The organism is Bradyrhizobium sp. 17, assembly GCF_023073515.1.
Classification (GTDB): domain Bacteria; phylum Pseudomonadota; class Alphaproteobacteria; order Rhizobiales; family Xanthobacteraceae; genus Bradyrhizobium; species Bradyrhizobium canariense_D.
The window spans coordinates 18051-41594 of sequence record NZ_JADPJQ010000036.1; the positions used below are offsets into that span (position 1 = coordinate 18051).

23 protein-coding genes are annotated in these 23544 nt (G+C 65.6%); 14 read left to right on the forward strand and 9 right to left on the reverse strand.

What is annotated here, in order from left to right; translation table 11 throughout:
* The 4 genes from IVB13_RS06675 to dnaK all read right to left on the reverse strand — a co-directional run bounded on the left by IVB13_RS06675 (window position 1) and on the right by dnaK (window position 4635).
* Window positions 1-579: an NAD(P)H-dependent oxidoreductase gene (locus IVB13_RS06675; RefSeq protein WP_026233850.1), complete on the reverse strand. Its 579-nt coding sequence runs from the start codon at window positions 577-579 to the stop codon at window positions 1-3.
* Window positions 580-636: 57 nt separating this feature from the next.
* Entirely contained in the window at window positions 637-1236 is a 600-nt protein-coding gene (locus tag IVB13_RS06680) for an rRNA adenine N-6-methyltransferase family protein (protein WP_007598495.1), read from the reverse strand.
* A gap of 88 nt (window positions 1237-1324) precedes the next feature.
* Window positions 1325-2458: a molecular chaperone DnaJ gene (gene dnaJ / locus IVB13_RS06685; protein WP_018459605.1), complete on the reverse strand. Its 1134-nt coding sequence runs from the start codon at window positions 2456-2458 to the stop codon at window positions 1325-1327.
* A gap of 275 nt (window positions 2459-2733) precedes the next feature.
* Complete coding sequence (dnaK, locus tag IVB13_RS06690; RefSeq protein WP_007598490.1) at window positions 2734-4635, reverse strand: molecular chaperone DnaK; 1902 nt, start codon at window positions 4633-4635, stop codon at window positions 2734-2736.
* Between the two features lie 393 nt (window positions 4636-5028).
* On the opposite strand from dnaK, the gene IVB13_RS06695 reads away from it, so the two are divergent.
* Together IVB13_RS06695 and pncA are read left to right on the forward strand one after the other, a co-directional pair.
* Complete coding sequence (locus tag IVB13_RS06695) at window positions 5029-5970, forward strand: hypothetical protein (protein WP_018459606.1); 942 nt, start codon at window positions 5029-5031, stop codon at window positions 5968-5970.
* Between the two features lie 146 nt (window positions 5971-6116).
* Entirely contained in the window at window positions 6117-6839 is a 723-nt protein-coding gene (gene pncA / locus IVB13_RS06700) for a bifunctional nicotinamidase/pyrazinamidase (protein WP_026233851.1), read from the forward strand.
* Window positions 6840-6981: 142 nt separating this feature from the next.
* On the opposite strand, the gene grpE is transcribed toward pncA, so the two are convergent.
* Window positions 6982-7599 (reverse strand): nucleotide exchange factor GrpE, encoded by a 618-nt coding sequence (gene grpE / locus IVB13_RS06705; protein ID WP_085349936.1) that lies wholly within the window; start codon window positions 7597-7599, stop codon window positions 6982-6984.
* Between the two features lie 96 nt (window positions 7600-7695).
* Window positions 7696-8784, reverse strand: coding sequence for a heat-inducible transcriptional repressor HrcA (hrcA, locus tag IVB13_RS06710; RefSeq protein ID WP_007598483.1), 1089 nt, complete (start codon window positions 8782-8784; stop codon window positions 7696-7698).
* Between the two features lie 181 nt (window positions 8785-8965).
* Between hrcA and rph the strand changes: the two genes are divergently transcribed.
* Genes rph through hemW form a run of 3 tightly spaced genes read left to right on the forward strand, consistent with a single transcriptional unit; the run spans window position 8966 to window position 11467 of the window.
* Complete coding sequence (gene rph / locus IVB13_RS06715) at window positions 8966-9679, forward strand: ribonuclease PH (protein ID WP_007598482.1); 714 nt, start codon at window positions 8966-8968, stop codon at window positions 9677-9679.
* 11 nt (window positions 9680-9690) lie between these two features.
* The gene (rdgB, locus tag IVB13_RS06720; protein WP_018459609.1) at window positions 9691-10326 is read left to right on the forward strand and encodes an RdgB/HAM1 family non-canonical purine NTP pyrophosphatase; all 636 of its coding nucleotides are present in this window, start codon (window positions 9691-9693) and stop codon (window positions 10324-10326) included.
* Window positions 10313-11467 (forward strand): radical SAM family heme chaperone HemW, encoded by a 1155-nt coding sequence (hemW, locus tag IVB13_RS06725; RefSeq protein WP_247488068.1) that lies wholly within the window; start codon window positions 10313-10315, stop codon window positions 11465-11467. The genes rdgB and hemW overlap by 14 nt, the downstream gene beginning before the upstream one ends.
* A gap of 50 nt (window positions 11468-11517) precedes the next feature.
* Here the strand turns inward: hemW and IVB13_RS06730 are convergent, their stop codons facing one another.
* Complete coding sequence (locus tag IVB13_RS06730) at window positions 11518-12708, reverse strand: penicillin-binding protein activator (RefSeq protein WP_018459611.1); 1191 nt, start codon at window positions 12706-12708, stop codon at window positions 11518-11520.
* 408 nt (window positions 12709-13116) lie between these two features.
* On the opposite strand from IVB13_RS06730, the gene rsmI reads away from it, so the two are divergent.
* The 7 genes from rsmI to IVB13_RS06765 all read left to right on the forward strand — a co-directional run bounded on the left by rsmI (window position 13117) and on the right by IVB13_RS06765 (window position 20184).
* Window positions 13117-14067 (forward strand): 16S rRNA (cytidine(1402)-2'-O)-methyltransferase, encoded by a 951-nt coding sequence (rsmI, locus tag IVB13_RS06735; protein ID WP_018459612.1) that lies wholly within the window; start codon window positions 13117-13119, stop codon window positions 14065-14067.
* Entirely contained in the window at window positions 14054-14455 is a 402-nt protein-coding gene (locus tag IVB13_RS06740; RefSeq protein ID WP_018459613.1) for a YraN family protein, read from the forward strand. Before rsmI ends, IVB13_RS06740 begins: the two co-directional genes overlap by 14 nt.
* Before the next feature lie 10 nt (window positions 14456-14465).
* A complete protein-coding gene (gshB, locus tag IVB13_RS06745; protein ID WP_018459614.1) occupies window positions 14466-15410 on the forward strand; it encodes a glutathione synthase in 945 nt (314 codons plus the stop codon).
* A gap of 364 nt (window positions 15411-15774) precedes the next feature.
* Entirely contained in the window at window positions 15775-16578 is an 804-nt protein-coding gene (gene cpaB / locus IVB13_RS06750; protein WP_018459615.1) for a Flp pilus assembly protein CpaB, read from the forward strand.
* A 10-nt stretch (window positions 16579-16588) separates the two neighbouring features.
* Complete coding sequence (locus IVB13_RS06755) at window positions 16589-18106, forward strand: type II and III secretion system protein family protein (protein WP_026233853.1); 1518 nt, start codon at window positions 16589-16591, stop codon at window positions 18104-18106.
* Between the two features lie 57 nt (window positions 18107-18163).
* Window positions 18164-18898, forward strand: coding sequence for a pilus assembly protein CpaD (locus IVB13_RS06760; protein WP_018459617.1), 735 nt, complete (start codon window positions 18164-18166; stop codon window positions 18896-18898).
* Entirely contained in the window at window positions 18895-20184 is a 1290-nt protein-coding gene (locus tag IVB13_RS06765; RefSeq protein WP_018459618.1) for an AAA family ATPase, read from the forward strand. The genes IVB13_RS06760 and IVB13_RS06765 overlap by 4 nt, the downstream gene beginning before the upstream one ends.
* A gap of 69 nt (window positions 20185-20253) precedes the next feature.
* Here the strand turns inward: IVB13_RS06765 and IVB13_RS06770 are convergent, their stop codons facing one another.
* Window positions 20254-21039, reverse strand: coding sequence for a tetratricopeptide repeat protein (locus tag IVB13_RS06770; protein WP_018459619.1), 786 nt, complete (start codon window positions 21037-21039; stop codon window positions 20254-20256).
* A gap of 80 nt (window positions 21040-21119) precedes the next feature.
* Window positions 21120-21365: a PilZ domain-containing protein gene (locus tag IVB13_RS06775; RefSeq protein ID WP_007598461.1), complete on the reverse strand. Its 246-nt coding sequence runs from the start codon at window positions 21363-21365 to the stop codon at window positions 21120-21122.
* Window positions 21366-21593: 228 nt separating this feature from the next.
* Here IVB13_RS06775 and IVB13_RS06780 point away from each other — a divergent pair, with 228 nt between their 5' ends.
* Window positions 21594-23132 carry a YifB family Mg chelatase-like AAA ATPase gene (locus IVB13_RS06780; RefSeq protein ID WP_247488070.1) on the forward strand — a complete coding sequence of 513 codons (1539 nt, stop codon included), beginning with the start codon at window positions 21594-21596 and terminating at the stop codon, window positions 23130-23132.
* A 55-nt stretch (window positions 23133-23187) separates the two neighbouring features.
* Window positions 23188-23529: a hypothetical protein gene (locus IVB13_RS06785; protein WP_018459621.1), complete on the forward strand. Its 342-nt coding sequence runs from the start codon at window positions 23188-23190 to the stop codon at window positions 23527-23529.
* Window positions 23530-23544: the final 15 nt, after the last annotated feature.

Consider the following 23544-nt stretch of genomic DNA (forward strand, 5'->3'; position numbering starts at 1 on the left):
TCACATCATGCGTTGGGAAACGTCGATCAACTGCCGCACCAGTTCCTTCAACGCGGCGATATCGCCCTCGTGCTTCAGCCTGTCCATATCGTCATAGGCCTGGTCGGCAAAGGCGAGCGTCAGCTGGCTGGCAATCACATTGGCGTGGCAGGAGGTCAGGATCAGCCGCAACGCCTGCAGCGCGCGAGCCGCGCCAAGCCGGCTCTGCGAGGCGCCGGCGAGCGCGAAGACGCGGTTGCGGAACACCTCGCCGCGCGGCTCGTGCAGCTCATGCACGCGGCTGACCCAGTCGATCGCGTTCTTCAGCAGCGGCGGCACCGAGGCGTTGTATTCGGGCGAGACGATCAACACGCCATGATGCGCGCCGATCATGCGCTTGAGATTGATCGCGTGCTTCGGCACACCGGATTTGGCCTGCAGGTCGCCGTCATAAATCGGCAGCGGAAAATCGGCGAGCGAGATCCGGGTGACGTCGACACCGGCCTGATCGAATGCATAGGCAGCGACCGCTGCCAGCTTCGCATTTTGCGAGCCGGTGCGCAGGGAGCCGGGAATGATCAGAATTTTCGGTGCGGACATCCGCTTCCATGCGTTCGGCGAAACGAGACCGCCACGCAAACAGGAATGCCGGCGGAATTAGTCCTTGCGATACACCCAGACGCGGGCCGGCGGAAGGTTCATCCAGATCCGTTCGGAGGCCTCTGTGGACACGCCGGGCAGCGATTTCGGAATCGGCGGCACCACCGCATAGGTGAACTGGACGAAGGGCGCACCGGGCGCCAGGGCCGTGAAGGCGTCGCGGATGAGCCGCAGCCGCGTCAGCATCGGTTTTGTGACCAGCGGCAGGCCGGAGACGACCGCGGAGGCCGGCGCGCTCAGCACGTTCCACAGGGTGTCGCGCAGACGATAGGCATCGCCCTGCACCACCTTGGCCTGCGGATAGCGGTCGCGCAGCAGGGCGCAGAAGCCCGGATTGTATTCGACGAGGACGAGACGTTTCTGATCGACGCCGCGCTCGACCAGGGCCGAGGTGATGGCGCCGGTGCCGGGCCCAAGCTCGACCACCGGTGCGTCCGAATTGACGTCGACGTAATGGGCCATGGTCCGGGCCAGCAGCTTGCCCGACGGCATCACCGCACCCATGTGCAGGGGCTTTTCGATCCATGACCGGAGAAAACGCACCTCGTCATCGAGACGGGGCTTCTTCAACGCACGCGCGGACGATGGCAATGGCATGTCGGGACCGGCCGGGACCGCGGGACCGCGGCGTGTCAGAAAATGGTCATAAAGACGTATAGGCCGAAAGCGGCACGGTCAAGACGCGTCAACTCGCCCGATTACCGAAGAAATCCTTGACCTTGGTGAAGAAACCCTCGGATTCCGGCTGGGTGTTGCCGGAGGAGAGTTTGTCGAACTCGGCCAGCAATTCCTGCTGCTTTTTGGTGAGATTTTGCGGGGTCTCGACCACGACCTGAACGTACATGTCGCCCATCTGGCGCGAGCGCAGCACCGGCATGCCTTTTGATGCGATGCGGAATCGACGGCTGGACTGGGTCCCCGCAGGGACCTTCACCTTGGTCTTGCCCTTCTCGATGGTCGGCACCTCGAACTCGCCGCCAAGCGCCGCCGTCACCATCGAGATCGGCACGCGGCAATGCAGATCGGCGCCGTCGCGCTGGAAGAACTGGTGCTGGGCCAGCGACAGGAAGATGTAGAGGTCGCCGGGCGGGCCGCCGCGGACCCCGGCCTCGCCCTCGCCGGCAAGCCTGATCCTGGTGCCGTCCTCGACTCCAGGGGGAATGTTGACCGACAGCGTCCGCTCGCGGGTGACGCGCCCCTGACCCGAGCAGGACGGGCAGGCGTCCTCGATCATCTGGCCGCGGCCCTGGCAGCCCGGACAGGTTCGCTCCAGCGTGAAGAAGCCCTGCGACTGCCGTACGCGTCCGGCGCCGCCGCAGGTCGAGCAGGTCTTCGGCTTGGTACCGGCCTTGGCTCCGATGCCCGAGCAGGCTTCGCAAGTGACCGAGACCGGGATCTCGATCTGCGCGGTCTTGCCGCCAAAAGCTTCCTCGAGCGTGATTTCCATGTTGTAGCGCAGGTCGGCGCCGCGCTCGCGGCCGCCACGGCCCCCGCGCTGTCCGGCCATGCCGAACAAATCTTCGAAAATGTCGGAAAAGGAGGAGGCGAAGCCCGCGCCGAAACCGGCGCCGCCACCGCCGCCCTGCTCGAAGGCGGCATGGCCGTAACGGTCATAGGCGGCGCGCTTGTCCTTGTCTTTCAGGACCTCGTAGGCCTCGTTGATTTCCTTGAACTTGACTTCGCTGGTGTTGTCCCCGGGATTACGGTCGGGGTGAAACTTCATCGCCAGCTTGCGGAACGACGATTTCAGCGCGGAATCGTCGGCATCGCGTTCGACTTCGAGGGTTTCGTAGTAGCAGCGCTTGGTGGACGTGGACATGATGAGCTCGGTCTATCCGATCGCGATTCAAGTCGGAGCGAAGCAACGTCGCCATGCAGCGATATAAGCACCCTTCCGCCTCGCGGCAGAGGATTGCACGGCAGTGTTCAGAATAACGGCTGGGAATTGATCGATCGTAACGGCCCCGATTTTATCAGTGCCGATTTTATCAGTGCCTTGGCTTGTCGAGCCCGACACGATGGCCTCCCCCGCGAGGGAGGAGGCCGTTGGCGTGTGGAGGGTCCAAGCCGTCCGCATCATCACCCTCGCGGGGTTCAGGCGGACTTCTTGTTGGTCTTGTCGTCGTCGACTTCGGTGAATTCCGCGTCGACGACGTCGTCCTTGGCCGCATCCTTCTTGGCGTCGGCCTCGGCCTGCTGCTTGTACATGGCCTCGCCGAGCTTCATCGAAGCCTGGGCCAGCGTTTGGGTCTTGGCCTTGATCGCTTCGGCATCGTCGCCCTTCAGCGCTTCCTTGAGGTCGCTGACGGCATCCTCGATGGCGCGGCGCTCGGTCTCGGCGACCTTCGAACCGTGCTCGGCCAGTGCCTTCTCAGTCGAATGCACCAGTCCATCCGCGTCGTTTTTGGCAGTCACGGCCTCGCGGCGCTTCTTGTCCGCCTCGGCATTGGCCTCGGCGTCCTTGACCATCTTCTCGATGTCGGCTTCCGACAGACCGCCGGAGGCCTGGATGCGGATCTGCTGCTCCTTGGACGTGGCCTTGTCCTTGGCCGAGACGTTGACGATACCGTTGGCGTCGATGTCGAAGGTCACCTCGATCTGCGGCATGCCGCGCGGGGCCGGCGGAATGCCCATCAGGTCGAACTGGCCGAGCATCTTGTTGTCGGCCGCCATTTCACGCTCGCCCTGGAAGACGCGGATGGTGACCGCGTTCTGGCTGTCCTCGGCGGTCGAGAACACCTGGCTCTTCTTGGTCGGGATCGTGGTGTTGCGGTCGATGATGCGGGTGAACACGCCGCCCAGAGTCTCGATGCCCAGCGACAGCGGGGTCACGTCGAGCAGCAGCACGTCCTTGACGTCGCCCTGAAGCACGCCGGCCTGGATCGCGGCGCCGATCGCCACGACTTCGTCTGGGTTGACGCCCTTGTGCGGCTCCTTGCCGAACAGCTGCTTCACGACTTCCTGGACCTTCGGCATGCGCGACATGCCGCCGACCAGCACCACTTCGCCGATCTCGGCGGCGGTGAGGCCGGCATCCTTCAGCGCCTTGCGGCAGGGCTCGACGGTCTTCTGAACGAGGTCATCGACCAGCGCCTCGAACTTGGCGCGGGTGAGCTTCATCGTCAGATGCTTCGGGCCGGTCTGGTCCGCGGTGATGAAGGGCAGGTTGATCTCGGTCTGCGTCGTCGACGACAGCTCGATCTTGGCCTTTTCGGCGGCTTCCTTTAGGCGCTGCAACGCGAGCTTGTCGTTGCGCAGGTTGATGCCCTGCTCCTTCTGGAATTCGTCGGCGAGATAGCCGACCAGGCGCATGTCGAAGTCTTCGCCGCCGAGGAAGGTGTCGCCGTTGGTCGACTTCACCTCGAACACGCCGTCGCCGATTTCGAGAATCGAGATATCGAACGTGCCGCCGCCGAGATCGTACACGGCGATCGTGCCGGCCTTGGTCTTGTCGAGGCCGTAGGCGAGCGCGGCCGCGGTCGGCTCGTTGATGATGCGCAGCACTTCAAGGCCCGCGATCTTGCCGGCGTCCTTGGTCGCCTGGCGCTGGGCGTCGTTGAAGTAGGCGGGCACGGTGATGACGGCCTGGTCGACCTTCTGGCCGAGATGGGCTTCCGCGGTCTCCTTCATCTTCTGCAGGATGAACGCCGAGACCTGCGAGGGCGAGTAGGTCTGGCCGTCGGCCTCGACCCAGGCGTCGCCGTTGGAAGCCTTCACGATCTTGTACGGAACGAGCTTCTTGTCCTTCTCGACCATCGGGTCGTCGTAGCGGCGGCCGATCAGGCGCTTCACTGCGAAGAACGTGCGCTCGGGATTGGTGACGGCCTGGCGCTTGGCCGGCTGGCCGACGAGGCGCTCACCGTCGTCCGTCACGGCGACGATCGAAGGCGTCGTGCGCATGCCTTCGGAATTCTCGATGACTTTGGCGTTCTTGCCATCCATTACGGCGACGCACGAATTCGTGGTGCCGAGGTCGATCCCGATGACCTTTCCCATGGTCCTGTATCCTTGTTTTTGCGGCAGGCTGGCTGGGCCCAGAAGGCACCCGAACCGAAACCCCCTAAGATCAAACATTCGCGATATTGCGATGGTTGGGGGTCATATAGGAGGGGGGGAGGTGCCTGCAAGGACCGAACGCAAGTTTCGGCCGTGAAAACATTGGGTTTTGGAAGAACATATCCGGGCTGCACCGCCCTTGCGGGTGAGGAATTATTAACAGGTCCGCGATTGGCCGGCATCCGCTACCGCATCCCGCCCCGCCCTGTTGCGGCCAGACCAAAACCGTTAAAGGCGGGCAGCCGGCCGGGCTCGTCCTCGGGCTGCCTCGCGCGACAAAGCGGCCGGCTGGCCACCATCGAACGGCCTCAATGTGAACCAATCAGAGTGCCCATGAAGCTGATCCGCCCCCTCGCCGCGCTCGCCCTCCTCGTCGCCTCTACGCTTCCGGCTCTGGCCGCCGACGCCGTTTTCCCACCCGGCTTGCGCCTCGGCATGGTGCCATTGGTCGGCCTCAGCACGGCCAAGACCTTTCCCGGCTTCGAGAGCGAGGACGGCAACGTCAAGGTGCTGATCACGGAGCTGCCGCCGGCCGCCTATGGCGAGGTCGTGAGCGCCTTCAACTCCAACCCGGCCGGCACCAACGGCGTCAAGCAGGACAAGATCGAGACGCCCGCGGGCGTGGCCTATTTCACCACGGAGAGCGGCAAGGCGGGCGAGACGCCAGTGCGGCGCTATTCGATGATCGTGCCGGGCGCCGGCTTCTCCGGCTACGTCGCGGTGCAGATTCCGGAGAATGCGATCAAGATCTACACCGACGAGGCGGTGCGGCAGATGTTCGCGAGCGTCGTCACCCGGAAGCAGGTCTCGGCCGAAGAGCAGATCGCACTGATGCCGTTCAAGATCACCGATCTCGCCGACTTCAAGGACGTCCGCACGCTGGCGCCGGGCTCGAGTATCATCCTGGCCGACGGCGACGAGAGCTCCGGCTATGAATCGAAGCCGTTTATCATCCTCGGCGTGATTGGCGCCACACCGCAAGCCGCCGACGACCGCGCCCGCTTCGCCCAAGAGGCGGCGCTCCAGATTCCCGGCGTGCGCGAGTCGCGCGTCACCATGTCCGAGCCGATCCGCATCAGCGGCCAGCAGGGTTTCGAGACCCGGATCGACGGCGTCAGCGGCAAGGACAAGACGCCGGTGACCGTGGTGCAGTGGATCCGCTTCAGCAGCGGCGGCGCCTCGCTGCGCATCATCGCCAGCGCCCCGCGCGAGCAATGGCCGGCCGCCTTCACCCGCTTCCGCGCGGTCCGCGACGGCATCCAGCCGAAGGGCTAGCAGCATCCGCAAGCGGGAGAGGTGCACCGAACCCGCGGCTCAAGCCCAACCACTCACCAAAGCCGGCTGCATTTTCGGGCTTCTGTTCGTATACGAACGGAACTAGGCTCCCCCTCCGTTGAGTTCATCCTGGAGGGAGGCGAATGATGCTGGATCGGCGACAAGTCTTGGCGGCGCTCGGGACGAGCGCGCTCGTGGCGCTCGCGCCAACCGCAATTCTGGCAGCGGCATCGATCAAGCCGGACGATGCATCCGCGCTGCTCGTGATCGACGTGCAGAATTGCTTCCTGCCCGGCGGCAGCCTCGCCGTGAAGGAAGGCGAGCAGGTGGTGCCCGTCATCAACAAGATCTCGAAAGCATTTTCGAACGTGGTGATGACGCAGGACTGGCACACGCAAGGCCATATTTCCTTCGCGTCAGTCCACGCCGGCAAGAAGCCGTTCGAGACCGTCGATCTTCCCTACGGCAAGCAGGTGCTGTGGCCCGACCATTGCGTGCAGGGCACCGACGGCGCCGCGCTGTCGAAAGACCTTGCGATCCCGCACGCCGAGCTCATCATCCGCAAGGGTTTTCACAAGGACGTCGACAGCTATTCGGCCTTCCTCGAAGCCGACGGCAAGACCTCGACCGGTCTCGCCGGCTATCTGAAGGCGCGCAAGATCAAGCGCGTCTTCGTCGCGGGGCTGGCGACGGATTTCTGCGTCGCCTGGACCGCGCTCGACGCGCGCAAGGCGGGCTTCGAGGTCTATGTGGTGGAAGACGCCTGCCGCGGCATCGACAATCAGGGTTCGCTGGCAAAAGCCTGGGCCGACATGGCAAAGGCCGGCGTGAAGCGGATTCAGTCCGCGGATATCGCGGCGAGCGCGTAGGCCCGGTCAAAAAACTGCAAGACCCTCAGCCTGAGGAGCGCGCTTCTTCGCGCGCGTCTCGAAGGATGAAGGCCGCGCTGCAGCAGCGCGGCCTGCATGGTTCGAGACGGCGCTGACGCGCCTCCTCGCCATGAGGATCGACTTAGTTGGCCGCGCCGTTCGGCTCGTTGCTGTTGGCAGCGGGCGCAGCCTTGGCGCCGCCCTTGGCGACACCGACCAAGGCGGGACGCAGCACGCGCTCGCCGATGGTGTAGCCGGCCTGCATGACCTGCACGACCGTGCCTGCGGGCACCGACGCATCGGGCACCTCGAACATCGCCTGCTGGAAGTTCGGGTCGAACTTCTGGCCCGAGGGGTCGAACTTCTTCACGCCGTGTTTTTCCAGCGCGCTGAGCAGCGAGCGCTCAGTCAGCTCGACGCCCTCGATCAGCGAGGCGAGGCCTGCATCGGCCGCCGCACGGGCTTCGGCCGGAACGGCATCGAGCGCGCGCTGCAGGTTGTCGGCGATGTCGAGCACGTCGCGGGCAAAGCCGGTGATGCCGTAGAGGCGGGCATCCGCGACCTCCTTGGTGGTCCGCTTGCGCAAATTCTCCATTTCGGCCAGCGTCCGCAGCATGCGGTCGCGCGCCTCGGCGACTTCCTTCTGCAGAAGCTCGACGGAGCCGGGCTCGGGATCGTCGGGCATGATGTAGGGTTTTGACACCACGGGCTCGCCGGCCGCAGCACTCGTGTCTTCGGGTTGCCGGTCTCGATCGGTCATCGGCTCTCTTTTCGCATTCGTCTCAGGGGGTTTCTGGCCCGGATATCGTGCTTCGGGCGGCGAAAATCAAGCGCCCGTGATCGGCCCGGCCGCCGGTCAGCCCCCCAAGAGCCGGCTGACGATGCGGGCAGCGTAGTCCACGGTGGGGATCACGCGGGCATAATTCAGCCGCGTCGGCCCGATCACGCCCAAAACGCCGACGATATGGCCGGCGGCGTCCCGATAGGGCGAGATGATGGTGGACGAACCCGACAGCGAGAACAGCTTGTTCTCACTGCCGATGAAGATCCGCACGCCTTCCGCGGTTTCGGCCCGGCCGAGCAGGTCGATCACGCCGCGCTTGGTCTCGAGATCGTCGAACAGCAGGCGAACGCGCTCGAGATCCTCCAGCGCATGCAAATCCTCGAGCAGATTGGCGTGGCCGCGGACGATGAGCTGACGATCCTCGTTCTCGCCGCCGGACCAGCTGGCGATGCCGGCCGAGATCACCTTGTGCGTCAGCTGATCGAGCTCGGTGCGCGCCTCTCCGAGCGCGGTCTCGAGCTCCAGCCGCGCCTCGGCCAGGGTCCGGCCCCGAATGCGGGCATTGAGGAAGTTGCCGGCTTCGGTCAACGCCGAGGATGGAACTCCCGGCGGCAGCGTCAACACGCGATTTTCGACCTGCCCGTCCTCGCCGACCAGGATCACCAATGCCTTTTCCGGTTCCAAGCGGACGAATTCGATATGTTTCAGCCGCGCATTGGATTTCGGCGTCAGCACGACGGCGGCGGCGCGGGTCAGGCCGGAGAGCCGCGTCAATGCCTCCTCGAGCGCAGCCTCCACCGATTGCGCGTGGCCGACGGAGGTCAACTGGCTCTGGATCGCCTGCCGTTCACTGTCATTGAGGTCGCCGACCTGCATCAGGGCATCGACGAAGAACCGCAGGCCAAGTTCCGTCGGCAATCGGCCGGCGGAGGTGTGCGGGGCGTAGATTAGGCCAAGCTGTTCCAGATCGGCCATGACGTTGCGGACCGAGGCCGGCGAAAGCGGCATGGCAATCAGGCGCGAAATATTGCGCGAGCCCACCGGCTCCCCGGTCGCGAGATAGCTTTCGACGATTTGACGAAAGATGTCGCGGGAACGCTCGTTGAGCTGGGCGAGGCCCGCGCGCGGCGCGATCAGATGGATCGGATCGTGATGGGCCACAGACGGTAACTCCTCTAAGACACAGGTAATTTGTCTATCCCGGATGCTTCTGACAAGCGTGGCGTTGGCGGATTGGAAATCGGGGGTGAAGAAGGCCTCGATCTTCCCCCTTGCCGCCCACCCTCACCCCCCCTACAAGCACCGCCAACAGCACTTTTTTGAGAGTTTTGGAGGATTTCCCATGCGGCCAAGCCGCCGTGCGCCCGACGAATTGCGCCCCGTGACGCTGGAGCGCGGCGTGGTCAAATATGCGGAAGGCTCGTGCCTGGTGAAATTCGGCGACACCCACGTGCTGGTCACCGCCACGCTGGAAGACCGCCTGCCGCCATGGCTGAAGGGCCAGGGCCGCGGCTGGGTCACCGCCGAATACGGCATGCTGCCGCGCGCGACCTCGGAACGCACCCGCCGCGAGGCCTCCGCCGGAAAGCAGAGCGGCCGCACCGTCGAAATCCAGCGCCTGATCGGCCGCTCGCTTCGCACCATCATCAATCTCGAAGCGCTCGGTGAGCGCCAGATCACGGTCGATTGCGACGTGCTCCAGGCCGACGGCGGCACCCGCACCGCCTCGATCACCGGTGCCTGGGTCGCGCTCGCCGATTGCGTCAGCTGGATGAAGGCGCGCAACATGGTCAAGGCCAATGTGTTGCGCGACAACGTCGCCGCGATCTCCTGCGGCATCTACAAGGGCACGCCCGTGCTCGACCTCGACTATGCCGAGGACTCCGAAGCCGACACCGACGCCAATTTCGTCATGACCGGCGATGGCCGCATCATCGAGGTCCAGGGCACCGCGGAACGCGAGCCATTCACGGAAGCCGAGTTCCTGGCGTTGATGGCGCTGGCGCGCAAGGGCGTCGCGCGTCTCGTGGACTTGCAGAAACTGGCGGTAGCGTAGTCAATAGCCCGATGCACCGCCGAATCACCGGAAAGCTGGTTATCGCGACCCATAATCCCGGCAAGCTCGCCGAGATGAAGGAGCTACTCGCGCCTTACGGCATCGAAGCAGTGTCGGCCGGCGAGCTCGGCCTTCCCGAGCCGGAAGAAACCGGAAACGATTTCCGCAGCAATGCCGCGATCAAGGCGATCGCGGCGGCGCAGGCAACGAAGCTGCCGTCTTTCGCCGATGATTCCGGCATCGTGGTCGACGCGCTCGACGGCGCGCCCGGCATCTACTCGGCGCGCTGGGCCGGCCCGAACAAGGATTTTGCCGCAGCGATGGCGCAGATCGAGCGTCTGTTGCAGGAGCGCGGCGCGACCACGCCGGCCAAACGCAAGGCGCACTTCGTTTCCGCGCTCTGCGTTGCATGGCCCGACGATCATCTCGAAGAGGTCGAGGGGCGCGTCGACGGCACGCTGGTGTGGCCGCCGCGCGGCACCGCCGGCTTCGGCTACGACCCGATGTTTTTGCCCGACGGCCATAGCCGCACCTTCGGCGAGATGGAGAGCATCGAGAAGCACGGCCTGCCGCCGCTCGGTCTCGGCCTGTCGCATCGTGCCCGCGCCTTCGTGAAACTGGCGGAGATCTGCCTTGAGCCGCGCTAAGGAAGCCTTCGGCGTCTACGTGCACTGGCCGTTCTGCCTGTCGAAGTGCCCCTATTGCGACTTCAACAGCCACGTTCGCCACGCCCCGATCGACGAGCCGCGGTTTGCGTCAGCATTCGCGCGCGAAATCGCTGCGACCGCCCAGCGCGCGCCCGGACGCGAAGTCACCTCGATCTTTCTCGGCGGCGGTACGCCCTCGCTCATGCAGCCTGCAACCGTCGGCGCTGTGCTCGACGCCATCGGCAAGCACTGGACCGTGGCGAAAGACGTCGAAGTCACGCTGGAGGCAAACCCGACCAGCGTCGAGGCTACGCGCTTCGCCGGCTATCGCGCCGCCGGCGTCAACCGCGTCTCGCTCGGCGTGCAGGCGCTCGACGATGCCTCGCTGAAAGCGCTCGGCCGCATGCACAGCGCGCGCGAGGCCCTCGATGCCGTCGCTATCGCGCGCCGCTCGTTCGATCGCTATTCGTTCGACCTGATCTACGCCCGTCCCGACCAGACGCCGGCGATGTGGGCCGATGAATTGCGTCTCGCGATCGGCGAGGCGGCCGAGCATCTGTCGCTCTATCAATTGACGATCGAAGAAGGCACGCCGTTCTTCGGCCTACATCAAGCCGGCAAGCTGAAGACGCCGGATGAAGCGGTCGCACGCGCGCTCTACGACGTCACGCAGGAGACCTGCGACAGGCTCGGCCTGCCCGCCTACGAGATTTCAAATCACGCGCGGCGCGGCGCCGAGTGCCGGCACAATCTGGTCTACTGGCGCGGCGAAGAATATGCCGGCATCGGCCCCGGCGCCCATGGCCGCCTCGACATCGACGGTATCAGGCACGCGACCGCCACCGAGAAGCGCCCCGAAGCCTGGCTGATGCGGGTCGAGACCAACGGCCACGGCGTCGTCACCGACGATCTCCTCAACAGCGAAGAGCGCGCCGACGAATTCCTGCTTATGGGATTGCGCCTCGCCGAGGGCATCGACCCCGAGCGTTACAAAGCGCTCTCCGGCCGCTCACTCGATCCCAAGCGCATCACGCTGCTGAGCGAAGAAGGTGCAATCACGGTGGATGCAACGGGACGGCTGCGCGTGACGAGCAGCGGTTTTCCGGTGCTGGACGCGGTGGTCGCGGATCTCGCGGCGTAAAGTCTCTCCATCGTCGTCCTGGCGAAAGCCCGACGACGTCGAGGAAACAGCTACGCCCCAAAGCTCTTCGGCGAGCCCGCGACCGCAACGCCGCCGCCGGTCGTGACCTTCATCACCGCCAAGCCCCGCTCATTGGTGCCGTCGGCGCGAAAGCGGAACAGGCCGTCGATGCCGGCAAAGCCGGAGGGATTGGTGAGCACGTCCGACGAAAAGCGCGTCGTGCCCTGCGTACGCGCCAGCGCGGCCACCAGGGCGACCGCATCATAGGCAAGCGTGGCGGTGCGCACGGGCTCGGCGCCATATTTGGTGCGATAGCGGCCGGAGAAGGCGCGGAAGCCGGCCGGGTCCGGCGCGGCGTAGAGGCCGCCTTGCAAGTTGGAGCTGGCATAGACGCGCGGACTATCCCACAGGCCGGTGCCGAGCAGCTGGATATTGCGCAGATTCGCACCCGCCGCGCTCATCGCATCGGCGACCGAGACGACGGCGTCGCCATCATCGGCGATGAACAGCGCATCGGCGCTGCCGAGCTGCTGCGCCACGGTCCGGGCCGGCGTGGCGCGATCGGCGCCGTATTTCTCGAACGCGACGATGCGCCCTCCGCGGCGCGGCACCGCCGCCTTCACCGCGGCCTCGACCACATTGCCATAGGCATTGTCGGGCACGAGCACGGCGACGGAGCGCTTCCCGATGCTGGCGGAATATTCGACGATGCGGTTGACGTCGGACTCCGGCAGGAAGCTCAGCAGATAGACACCGCGGCCGGCGATGCTGGAATCGGTCGAGAACGCCATCACCGGGATGCCGCGCGTGCGCGCGATCTGCGCCACCGCAGGCACCGACTGCGCGAATAGCGGCCCCAGGATGATCTCGGCGCCCTCATCGACCGCCTGCTGCGCACTGGCCTGCGCGCCCTGCGGGCTACCATTGTCGTCCTTGATCAGGAGCTGGATGTTGGGATTCTGGAACTCGGCCAGCGCCATCTCGGCGGCGTTGCGCATCGACTGCGCGGCAAGGCCGGCATTGCCAGATGCCGACAGCGGCAGGATCACGGCAACCTTCACCCCGCCGGTGCCGGCGGTCGTCGCCTGTTGCGGCGGGCCGGCCGGCTGGGCCGGAGGCGGGGAGGAACTGCTGAACGGATTGGAGAACTGGCTCAGGCTCTGCTGCACGCCGGCGCAGGCCGACAGCAGCGGCGCGCCGAGCAACAGACCGAGCGCGCTTCGCCGCGTCGCCCCTGACATCAGGGGCCCCTGAACGGGAGACTCCTCCGAAAAGGAGGATCTGGGATCACGTGGGCCCGTCATGACAGTTTCTCTTCCGACCGACCGTCGCCAGCCGGTCACGACATTCTTTCCACGACACCGGCCATGGATTCAGGCATATTGTCGGCAAATAGTTAACTCAAACAAAAGGATAATGCCCGCTTAACGCGGCTTCCTTTCAAGTTCTGGCTAGCTGTCCGCCGTCCGTCACCCAGCATCAAGGCGGCGTTTCCGCCGCGAATATGGCGCTGACGCTTCATTCCCTGGGGAATGTGATGCCGAATGGATCACATTCCAGTCCTGCCTCGCCCCTTGCCTCGCCCAGGCACGATCTTTTTCCGGGGACCGGTTCCCAGCCCCGGGGATCATACCTAAGTTCGTCTGATTATGCGCGCAAAGCCGTCCCCGACAAACACACCTGAGACGACGGAGGCCGCCTCGCGCGGTTTCTCCGTCGACGCCCATCGGCTTGTCGCGCCGAAGGCCGCGCCTGGCCTGCACCTGGTGGCGACCCCCATCGGCAATCTCGGTGACATCACGCTGCGGGCGCTGCAGACCCTCGCCGGGGTCGACGTCATCGCCTGCGAGGACACCCGCATCACGCGGCGTCTGACCGAGCGCTACGACATCTCTGCGCAGCTCAAGCAGTATCACGAGCACAACGCTGAAGCGGCCCGTCCGAAGATCCTGGAGCGGCTTTCGCAGGGCGGCTCGATCGCGCTGGTGTCGGATGCCGGCACGCCGTTGATCTCGGACCCCGGCTACAAGCTGGTGCGCGAGGTCTGCGCCGCCGGCCACGCGGTCTACGCGCTGCCCGGCCCGTCCTCGGTGCTGGCGGCGCTATCGGTCGCAGCGCTGCCGACCGACCGCTTCTTCTTCGAAGGCTTTCTGCCTTCGAAATCCGCCGCGCGAAAGTCGCGCGTGGCCGAGCTTGCGCGCATCGATGCGACGCTGGTGATGTTCGATTCCGGCAACCGCGTGCAGGACACGCTCGCCGAGCTCGCCGAGATCATGGGGACCCGGGAAGCCGCGATTTGCCGCGAGCTGACCAAACTGCACGAGCAGATTTCGCGCGCGACGCTGCGTGAGCTGGCGCGCGATGCCGACACGCTGGAGACGCGCGGCGAATTCGTGCTGGTGATCGCTCCGCCTGCGGCGGATGCCGAGATGCTGACATCGGATGCGCTCGACGACGTCCTGCGTGAGCAGCTTGCCGCGAACAGCGTCAAGGATGCGGTGGCGCATGCGGTCGCCCTCTCGGGCCGGCCGCGCCGCGAGGTCTATGCCCGCGCGCTTGAGCTTGCCAAAGATCTGCGGGGCGGCGATGGCGAAGACTGACGTCCCGTCGGAACCGAAAATCGCCTCGCCCGAGCGCGTCGCCGCGTTCCACACCGGCATCTCTGCGGAAAGCCGCGCTGCGGCTTATCTCATGGCCAAGGGCTACCGCATCCTCGCCAAACGTTACCGCACGCCGCATGGCGAGATCGACATCGTGGCGCGCCGCCGCAATTTGATCGCCTTCGTCGAGGTCAAGGCGCGCGCGACGCTGGACGACGCCGCCTTCGCCGTGACGCCGCGCCAGCAGCAGCGCATCATCGATGCCGCGCAAGGCTGGCTCGTCGCGCATCCCGAGCATGCGGAATTTGAAATGCGATTCGATGCCATGCTGATTGCGCCGAAACGACTTCCACGCCATGTGTTGGCGGCATTCGACGCCTCGACCTGAAAGGCAGACCATGAAACTGAACGTCGCCGTCCAGATGGACCCCATCGCCCGCATCAACATCAAGGGCGATTCCACCTTTGCGCTGCTCCTGGAGGCGCAGAAGCGCGGCCACGGCCTGTCCTATTACACGCCCGACAAGCTCTCGATGGTCGGCGAGGAAATCGTCGCTCCGGTTCAGCTGCTCACCGTGCGCGACGAGCCCGGCAATCATTTCACCCTGGGCGAACCCAGGCGCGAGGCGCTCAACAGCTTCGACGTGGTGTTGCTGCGCCAGGATCCGCCGTTCGACCTCGCCTACATCACCTCGACGCACCTTCTCGAACGCATCCATCCGAAGACACTCGTCGTCAATGACCCCGCATCGGTGCGCAACGCGCCGGAAAAGCTGTTCGTGATGAACTTCCCGCAGCTGATGCCGCCGACGCTGATCTCGCGCGATCTCGACGAGATCAACGCCTTTCGCGACAGGCATGGCGCCGTCGTCATGAAGCCGCTGCACGGCCATGGCGGCGCTGCGGTGTTCCGCGTGATGCCGCAGGACATGAATTTCGGCTCGCTGTTCGACATGTTCTCGGTGACATTCAAGGAAGCCTGGGTGATCCAGCAGTTCATCCCCGAGGTGAAGCACGGCGACAAGCGCATCATCCTGATCAACGGCGAGTTCGCGGGCGCGGTGAATCGTGTCCCGGCCGCCGACGACCTCCGCTCCAACATGGTGCGCGGCGGCGCTGCGCAGGAGACCGAGCTCACGCCGCGCGAGCGCGAGATCTGCGCTACCGTCGGCCCGGCGCTGCGCGAGCGCGGGCTGTTGTTCGTCGGCATCGACGTCATCAACGGCAACCTCACCGAGATCAACGTGACCTCGCCGACCGGCATCCGCGCCATCGCGCGGCTCGGCGGACCGGACGTTGCCGCAAAGCTCTGGGACGTGATCGAGCAAAAGCGCGCGAAGTAGCCGCCGGCCCGTAGCCCGGATGGAGCGCAGCGAAATCCGGGATGCCACATCATGTTCAGCGGCCCCGGATTGCGCTTCGCTCCATCCAGGCTACGTAATGCATGCGCGGCATCACCCCACACACCACTAACCACCCATTCATCATGACGCCGCGCGCATCATTCGAACGCAGTGGCCGCACTGCGTGAAACTACGGGGCCGGTGGCCGACCGGCTAACGCGACGTTCACCATCTGCCGAAAGACCACAGCGCGGCCGTCGATCACATTCGGCCTCGCAACACCGCTTATACTTTTGCTGCCTACTCATCGATGTCGGGGAGCCCGCCAGGTGCGGTTCGAGTGCCCCGCGTAGAGTAGAAGCGTATGAACACCGCACGCATTGTCGTTCTCGTCATCGCACTGGGCGCCGGCGGCGTCGCTGCGTATCTGGCGAGCGGCTATGACAACAAGCCCGCGCCCGTTCTCCCCGTCGCCGAGAAGCTGCCGACGGTCGAGGTCCTGGTCGCCAAGAACGACATCCAGCTCGGTCAAGCCGTGAAGCCCGAGGACCTGCAATGGCAGCTCTGGCCGGCGGCGACCGCGAGCAGCGCCTTCATCCGCCGCGACAACAGGCCCGAGGCGCAGATCCAGATTGCAGGCTCGATCGCACGCGTGCCGTTGATGCAGGGCGAGCCAATCCGCGAGCAGAAGCTGGTCAGGGCCGACGGCTCCGGCTTCATGGCCGCGATCCTGCCGTCGGGCATGCGCGCCGTCTCCACCGAGATTTCAGCCGAGACTGCCGCCGGCGGCTTCATCCTGCCGAATGACCGCGTCGACATCATGCTGACCCGCCGCCTGAAGAATCCTGACGGGGCCGCCGGTAACGACCTCATCCTATCCGAAGCGATCCTGACCAATATCCGCGTGCTCGCGATCGACCAGGCGCCGAAGGAAAAGGACGGCCAGAACGCCGTCGTCGGCAGGACCGTCACGCTCGAGCTTAAACCCGACCAGGTCGCCGCGCTATCGGCAGCGCGCCAGGGCGGCACGCTGACACTCGCGCTGCGCAGCATCGTCGATGCCAACTCGGTCGACAGCACGCCCGAGGACCAGGCGAGCAAGCGGTCCGGCGGGGTCAACGTGATCCGCTACGGCGTACAGGCGCGGCAACTGACGTCACAGAAGTGATGGGGACATGATGAACTACGGGGATGATCGGACGGGCATGCGCATTCGGGGGAATCGCGCGCGCTCGTTCTGGACGGGGACGATGCTGACCCTGGGGCTCCTCGCAGCCCCCGATGTCGTCAGCGCCGCAGATGCGCCGGTCGGCGACCAGGCGCCGATGCAGGCAGCCGATCTCGATGTTTCGCCGGTCGGGACGATCGCGCCGGCGAAGACGCGCTTCCTGTCGCTCGGCGTCGGCAAGTCCGCCGTCATCGACCTGCCGCGCGACGTCAAGGACGTGCTGGTCGCCGATCCCAAGATCGCCAATGCCGTGATCCGCTCGGCCCAACGCGCCTATATCATCGGCGGACAGGTCGGCCAGACCAACGTCGTGTTCTTCGCCGCAGACGGCCAGCAGGTCGCCGCCTACGATATCGCGGTGAAGCGCGATCTCAACGGCATGCGCACGGCGCTGCGCCAGTCGCTGCCGGGCGTGCAGATCGAAGGCGTCGGCGACAGCGTGATGCTGACAGGCTCGGTATCGAGCCCGGTCGAGGCCCAGCAGGCCGGCGACGTCGCCGCGAAACTGGTCGGCGGCTCCGACAAGGTGGTCAATAACATCATCGTGCGCGGCCGCGACCAGGTGATGCTCAAGGTCGTCGTCGGCGAAGTGCGCCGCGATATCGTCAAGCAGTTGGGCGTCGATCTCAGCGCCAGTCTGAACGCCGGCACCGCGGTGGTGAACTTCAACAATTCCAACCCGTTCTCGGTCAGCGGCGGACCGATCGTCAGCAACAACGGATTAGGTGTCGCCGGTCTCACCAAAGGCTTCGCGACCGTCAGCGCCACGATGCGCGCGATGGAAAGTGCCGGTGTCATGCGCACGCTCGCCGAGCCGAGCCTGACCGCGATCTCCGGCGAATCCGCCACCTTCATCGCCGGCGGCGAATTCCCCATTCCCTCGGGCTATGCCTGCGATCCCGTCACCCACGTTTGCACCACCCAGATCACCTACAAGAAGTTCGGCATCTCCCTGAACTTCACCCCGGTCGTGCTGAGCGAGGGACGGATCAGCCTGCGGGTGATGACCGAGGTGTCCGAGCTGTCGAACCAAAGCGCCATCACGGTGACCCAGGCGCTGTCGTCGAGCTCGACCAACTCGATCACCATCCCCTCGATCCAGACCCGCCGCGCCGAAACGACGCTGGAAATTCCCTCGGGCGGCTCGATGGCCATGGCCGGCCTGATCCAGCAGCAGACCAAACAGGCGATCAACGGCCTGCCCGGCGTCGACCAGGTGCCGATCATCGGCGCGCTGTTCCGCAGCCAGGACTTCGTCAACAACGAAACCGAGCTGATGGTGATCGTGACGCCCTATGTGGTGCGCGCGGTGGCTCAGAAGGAGCTGTCCCGCCCCGACGACGGCTTCGCCCCGGCGTCTGACGCCCAGACGGCGCTGCTCGGTCGCATGAACCGCCTCTATGGCGTCGCGCGCCGCGTCGATCCGATCGCGGGCACGCCCGGCGATTTCGGCTTCATCATCGACTGACGACGAACGGACAGGTTGGGGAACGGGGCAAGAGACGGGGCACGAGGGGATGAAGCGATGACGAAGACCATGGCCGATCGACGTCGCGGGTTGAGCGTCGCGCTGGCACTGACGGGGCTCTCCGTCATGCTGGGCGCCTGCAACACCACCGGCGAGATCGTCACCCAGACGGTGCCGACCGACTATCGCCAGCGTCACCCGATCGCGGTCGAGGAAGCCAAGAAGTCGATCGTGATCTTCGTCGGCAAGGCTCGCGGCGGCCTCTCGGCCGCGCAGCACGCGGACGTCGCCGGCATTGCCCGGGACTGGGTGCGCGAAGGCACCGGCTCGGTCGTGGTCGACGTCCCGGTCAACGCGGCGAATTCGCGCGCGGCGGCGGCGACCTATCACGAGATCCGTTCCGTGCTCGCATCCGTCGGCGTGCCATCGCGTGCCATCGTCCAGCATCCCTATCGGCCCGAGGATCCAGGGCTGCTGCCCACCATCCGCCTGAGCTATTCCCGGATCGCCGCGGTCGCCGGCCCCTGCGGGCTGTGGCCGGAAGATATCGGCCCCTCCATCCTCGACCCCGGCTACAACGAGAACCGGCCCTATTTCAATCTGGGCTGCGCCAGCCAGCGCAACCTCGCGGCCATGATCGACAATCCGGCCGACCTGGAGCAGCCGCGGTCCGAGACGCCGGTCTATAACGCACGGCGTGACATGGCCTTCGAGCGCTATCGCAAGGGCACGCCGATCGCGAGCAGCAATCCAGACGCCGACAAGGCCAAACTCAGCGATACAGGCAGATGACACGCGTCCACGACGAAGAAGCGGACGATCCGCAGCACCCCGAGGAACACATTGCGCCGGTTCCTCGCATCTCCGTGCAAGCCTTTTGCGAGACCGCGCAGACGCTCGCCGCGGTGACCGCGGCCGGGCAGGATCGCCGTCTCGCCAAGGCGCATCTCACGGCCAAGGACGGTGGCCTCGCGGCGGCAATCGAAGTCTATGAAACGATGCCGACGCCGAACGTCATCGTGATCGAATCCGACGGCACCCGCGACATCCTCGAGGGCCTCGACGACCTCGCCGGCGTCTGCGATCCCGGCACCCGTGTGGTCGTGATCGGCAATCCCAACGACACCGCGCCCTATCGCGAGTTGGTCCGCCGCGGCGTCAACGACTATGTGGTGGGACCGGTCGAAACGCTCGACGTCGTCCGCTCGATCTGCAGCCTGTTCTCGGCGTCCGAAACCATCATCACCGGCCGCGTCATCGCGGTGGTCGGGGCCAAGGGCGGTGTCGGTGCCTCCACCGTCGCGCACAATGTGGCCTGGACCATCGCCCGCGACCTCGCGCTCGATTCCGTCGTGATCGATCTCGACCTCGCCTTCGGCACCGCGGGTCTCGACTACAACCAGGACCCGGTGCAAGGCATCGCCAATGCGGTGCTGTCGCAGGATCGGCCGGACACGGCCCTGATAGAGCGTCTGCTCTCCAAATGCACCGAGCGTCTCAGCCTGCTTGCTGCGCCCGCCACCCTTGACCGCGTCTACGATTTCGGCGCGGAGGCCTTTGACGCGGTGTTCGACACGCTGCGCATGACCACGCCCTGCATCGTGCTCGATGTTCCCCATCAATGGTCGGGCTGGACCCGTCGCGCGCTGGTCAACGCGGACGACATCGTCATCGTGGCCGAGCCCGATCTTGCGAACCTGCGCAACACCAAGAACATGCTGAACGTCTTGAAGGCGGCGCGGCCGAACGACCGGCCGCCGCTCTACTGCATCAACCAGGTCGGCATGCCCAAGCGGGCGGAGATCGAGGTCAAGGCCTTCGCCAAGACCATGGAGAGCCAGCCGATCGCGGTGATCCCGTTCGATTCGAAGCTGTTCTCGACCGCGGCCAACAACGGCCAGATGATCGCGGAGGTCTCCAAGAGCCACCGCACCACCGAGCTGTTCCAGAACATGGCGAACCGCCTCGCCGGGCGGGGCGAAGTGAAGAAGCCGAAGCGCTCGCTGCTCGGGCCGCTGCTGAAGAAGCTGAAGGGCAGGTCGGGTCGCGGGTCAGCCCCGCATCGCAAGGCATCCTGAGCAAGGCGTTCTGAGCAAGGCGTTCGGACCAAGGCTTCCTGACACGGCATCCTGACGCGCGCGAGCGAGTTACTTCTCCGCCCGCTGCTGCTTCTTCACCAGCAACTGCCGCAGCGCCGTGACCTTGGCCGCCGCCTGATCCGGCGGCAGGTCCGCCTTCACGATGGCTTCGGCCTCGGCCTGCTTTCCTTCGAGTCCCAGCACGAGCGCGAGATTGGCGCGCACGCGGAAATCGGCGGGATTGCGCTCGTGCGCCCGGCGCATCGTTTCCTCAGCCCGCGGCAGATTGTTCTGCAGCATGTAGGACAGTCCGAGATTGGACAGCACCGACGGCTCGTCCGGCACGATCTTCAGCGCGGCGGCGTAATATTGCTGCGCCTCCTCGTTGCGACCGAGCTGATCGAGCGCGGCGCCTTGCGCCGACAGGATATGCCAGTCGGGATCCTCGGGCGAATGCGCGCGGCCGAGGACGTCGAACGCCTGCTGGAAACTGCCGCTGTCGGCGAGCGCACGGCCGTAGCCGGCGAGCAGCGCCTTGTTGCTGGAATGGGCGAGCACGGCCTGCTCCAGCACCGCGAGCGCCTGCGCGCGCTGGCCGGTCTGGCGCAACGCCTTGCCGTATTCGAGCGCGACGTTGGGATCGCCAGGCTTGGCGCGATAGCGCTCGCGCAGCGCATCCATGTCCGGCTTCACGTCCGGCTTGGCCTCGGCCCTGCCAGCCGTGTCCGACTTTCCGCCGAGCGCGCCGGTGATGTCCTCGATGCCGGTTGTCTGACAGCCGCCGAGGGCCAGGATCAGAAGCGCGGAAAACAGATATCTCGCCGGAAGAGAGGCGACGGACAAACGCTTGGACATACTCTGATCACTCGGCGACTGATCAGAGATGCTTACCGATTAACGCTAAAGTCCCGTTAAGGCGGGGCGCTTCCGAAAGCTCAGTCGGTGAATTCAGCGCCGAACTCGCAGCCGATGCGCCAGCGCAGGCGGCACTGCCGGGAATAGTCGGGCGCGAAGATGATGGTGAATTGCGGCGGCACTTCCAGAAATTCCGCCACGACTTTCACGCCGCCATCCGAAATATCCGTGATCGTGCAGTCCCGCGGCAGCGAACCCGCGCCAAAATGAATCTTGGCGAGCCGCGTGCACATCCGTCGTTCGCTTCTCCGGCGATTTGCAAGCATTTGAATTGTTCACCCGTTAGACCACGGCCCATCCCGCACCCCTAGGAGTAGCGGACATTCGTTGGAATGTGCTGAGCAGAGCAGCTTGCATTCGAGGCGTAGTGTCTTCGTCGTGTTTACGATTGGTTAGGACCTTCCGGCGCCCCTCGACCCGTTCCTGTATTGTTCTTGCAAGAATTGGCCCGCTCTGCTACCCCGAATTGTGCAAAAGGGCAGGCTGGTTCGGGCATGGTTCAGCGGGTTTCTACCGTCGCCTTTGAGGGGATCGAGGCCCGCGCGGTCGACGTGCAGGTGCAGGTCGCGCCCGGTCTGCCGGCCTTCGCGATCGTCGGTCTCCCGGACAAGGCGGTGTCGGAGGCGCGCGAGCGGGTCCGCTCGGCGCTGATCGCCTCGGGGCTGGCGCTGCCGGCGCGGCGGATCACCGTCAATCTCGCGCCCGCCGATTTGCCCAAGGAGGGCAGCCATTATGACCTGCCGATCGCGCTCGGCCTGATGGGGGCGATCGGCGCGATCCCTCCGGATGCGCTGTCCGGCTTCACCGTTCTGGGCGAGCTTGGCCTCGACGGATCGATCGCGCCGGTGGCCGGTGTTCTTCCCGCCGCGATCGGCGCCAATGTGCGCGAGGAGGGGCTGATTTGTCCGGCGGCTTGCGGCTCGGAAGCGGCATGGGCGAGCCCGGACATCCAGATCATCGCCGCAAGTTCGCTGATCCAGATAGCCAACCATTTCAAGGGAACGCAGGTGCTGTCGCGGCCTGTGCCGAAGGTGCATGAAGCAGCAAGCTCGCCGCTCGACCTGCGCGACATCAAGGGCCAGGAGAGCGCCAAGCGGGCGCTGGAGATCGCGGCCGCCGGCGGCCATCACCTGCTGATGATCGGCGCGCCCGGCGCCGGCAAATCGATGCTGGCGGCACGCCTGCCCTCGATCCTGCCGCCGCTGTCACCGGGCGAGTTGCTCGAGGTCTCGATGATCGCCTCTGTTGCCGGCGAGATCGAGGGCGGCGCACTGACGGCGCGGCGGCCGTTTCGCTCGCCGCATCATTCCGCCAGCATGGCTGCGCTCACCGGCGGCGGCATGCGCGCCCGGCCCGGCGAGATCTCGCTCGCGCATCAGGGCGTGCTGTTCCTCGACGAGCTCCCCGAATTCGATCCGCGCGTGCTGGATTCGCTGCGCCACCCGCTGGAGAACGGCGAGGTCTCGGTGTCCCGCGCCAATCACCGCGTCACCTATCCCGCACGCTTCATGCTGGTCGCGGCGATGAATCCCTGCCGCTGCGGCAATGCGTTCGAGCCCGGCTATGCCTGCAAGCGCGGCCGCATCGATCGCTGCACGGGCGACTACCAGGCCCGCATCTCGGGGCCGCTGATGGACCGCATCGATTTGCGCATCGAGGTTCCCGCGGTGACCGCGGCCGATTTGATCCTGCCGCCGCCCGCAGAGGGCTCGGCCGAAGTCGCCGCGCGCGTGGCGGCGGCGCGGGATATCCAGCTCGCCCGCTACGCGGACGCCGGCCTGCCGAAGGTTCGCACCAATGCCGAAGCGCCGGCCTCGGTGCTGGAGGAGATTGCCAAACCGGATGCGCAAGGCCAGAAGCTGCTGCGCGACGCCGCCGAGACCATGCGGCTGTCGGCGCGCGGCTATCACCGCGTGTTGCGGGTGGCGCGCACGCTGGCCGATCTCGATCATGCGGACAGGATCGGCCGGCTGCATCTCGCCGAGGCCTTGTCCTACCGCGCACTCGCGGAGGATGTGCGCCAGATCGCCTGACCGATACGCCCGCGGCATCTTCCTGACGAACAGCACGTTCCCCGAGAGTGAAGCTATGACCGACGCCAATGCCTGCACCATCAGATTTGTTCGTGCGTCCCAATACGCTGATTGGCTGAGGTCATACGAGCTGTGGGTCAACGGGACCAGCGTTGGGAAGCTTGCGCGCAACGGCGTGTTGGAGATCACGCTGCCGGCCGGCGCCTGCACGATCGAGGCGACCATTGATTGGGGCAGGAGCCAGCCGCTCGTCGTTCGCACCACTCCCGGCCAAACCGTCGAGATCGAGGTCAGGAACAGGTGGGGTGCCTGGGCGGCGCTGTGGGCGATCAGCTTCGGCAAAAACAGCTATTTGGTTCTCACTGAAGTCGAGCGAAAAACGAACAGAAGCGCCTGACCGACTGAGATCCTC

What these genes read in the sequence shown, in the direction of transcription:
- IVB13_RS06680 (WP_007598495.1), bottom strand. Translation starts at nt 1,236, where the DNA reads ATGCCATTGCCATCGTCCGCGCGTGCGTTGAAGAAGCCCCGTCTCGAT.
- IVB13_RS06675 (WP_026233850.1), bottom strand. Translation starts at nt 579, where the DNA reads ATGTCCGCACCGAAAATTCTGATCATTCCCGGCTCCCTGCGCACCGGC.
- grpE (WP_085349936.1), bottom strand. Translation starts at nt 7,599, where the DNA reads ATGACCGATCGAGACCGGCAACCCGAAGACACGAGTGCTGCGGCCGGC.
- dnaK (WP_007598490.1), bottom strand. Translation starts at nt 4,635, where the DNA reads ATGGGAAAGGTCATCGGGATCGACCTCGGCACCACGAATTCGTGCGTC.
- IVB13_RS06755 (WP_026233853.1), top strand. Translation starts at nt 16,589, where the DNA reads ATGAACTACGGGGATGATCGGACGGGCATGCGCATTCGGGGGAATCGC.
- IVB13_RS06770 (WP_018459619.1), bottom strand. Translation starts at nt 21,039, where the DNA reads ATGTCCAAGCGTTTGTCCGTCGCCTCTCTTCCGGCGAGATATCTGTTT.
- IVB13_RS06765 (WP_018459618.1), top strand. Translation starts at nt 18,895, where the DNA reads ATGACACGCGTCCACGACGAAGAAGCGGACGATCCGCAGCACCCCGAG.
- IVB13_RS06785 (WP_018459621.1), top strand. Translation starts at nt 23,188, where the DNA reads ATGACCGACGCCAATGCCTGCACCATCAGATTTGTTCGTGCGTCCCAA.
- rdgB (WP_018459609.1), top strand. Translation starts at nt 9,691, where the DNA reads ATGCACCGCCGAATCACCGGAAAGCTGGTTATCGCGACCCATAATCCC.
- IVB13_RS06760 (WP_018459617.1), top strand. Translation starts at nt 18,164, where the DNA reads ATGACGAAGACCATGGCCGATCGACGTCGCGGGTTGAGCGTCGCGCTG.
- rsmI (WP_018459612.1), top strand. Translation starts at nt 13,117, where the DNA reads ATGCGCGCAAAGCCGTCCCCGACAAACACACCTGAGACGACGGAGGCC.
- gshB (WP_018459614.1), top strand. Translation starts at nt 14,466, where the DNA reads ATGAAACTGAACGTCGCCGTCCAGATGGACCCCATCGCCCGCATCAAC.
- IVB13_RS06740 (WP_018459613.1), top strand. Translation starts at nt 14,054, where the DNA reads ATGGCGAAGACTGACGTCCCGTCGGAACCGAAAATCGCCTCGCCCGAG.
- IVB13_RS06780 (WP_247488070.1), top strand. Translation starts at nt 21,594, where the DNA reads ATGGTTCAGCGGGTTTCTACCGTCGCCTTTGAGGGGATCGAGGCCCGC.
- IVB13_RS06775 (WP_007598461.1), bottom strand. Translation starts at nt 21,365, where the DNA reads ATGCTTGCAAATCGCCGGAGAAGCGAACGACGGATGTGCACGCGGCTC.
- IVB13_RS06730 (WP_018459611.1), bottom strand. Translation starts at nt 12,708, where the DNA reads ATGTCAGGGGCGACGCGGCGAAGCGCGCTCGGTCTGTTGCTCGGCGCG.
- rph (WP_007598482.1), top strand. Translation starts at nt 8,966, where the DNA reads ATGCGGCCAAGCCGCCGTGCGCCCGACGAATTGCGCCCCGTGACGCTG.
- cpaB (WP_018459615.1), top strand. Translation starts at nt 15,775, where the DNA reads ATGAACACCGCACGCATTGTCGTTCTCGTCATCGCACTGGGCGCCGGC.
- dnaJ (WP_018459605.1), bottom strand. Translation starts at nt 2,458, where the DNA reads ATGTCCACGTCCACCAAGCGCTGCTACTACGAAACCCTCGAAGTCGAA.
- pncA (WP_026233851.1), top strand. Translation starts at nt 6,117, where the DNA reads ATGCTGGATCGGCGACAAGTCTTGGCGGCGCTCGGGACGAGCGCGCTC.
- IVB13_RS06695 (WP_018459606.1), top strand. Translation starts at nt 5,029, where the DNA reads ATGAAGCTGATCCGCCCCCTCGCCGCGCTCGCCCTCCTCGTCGCCTCT.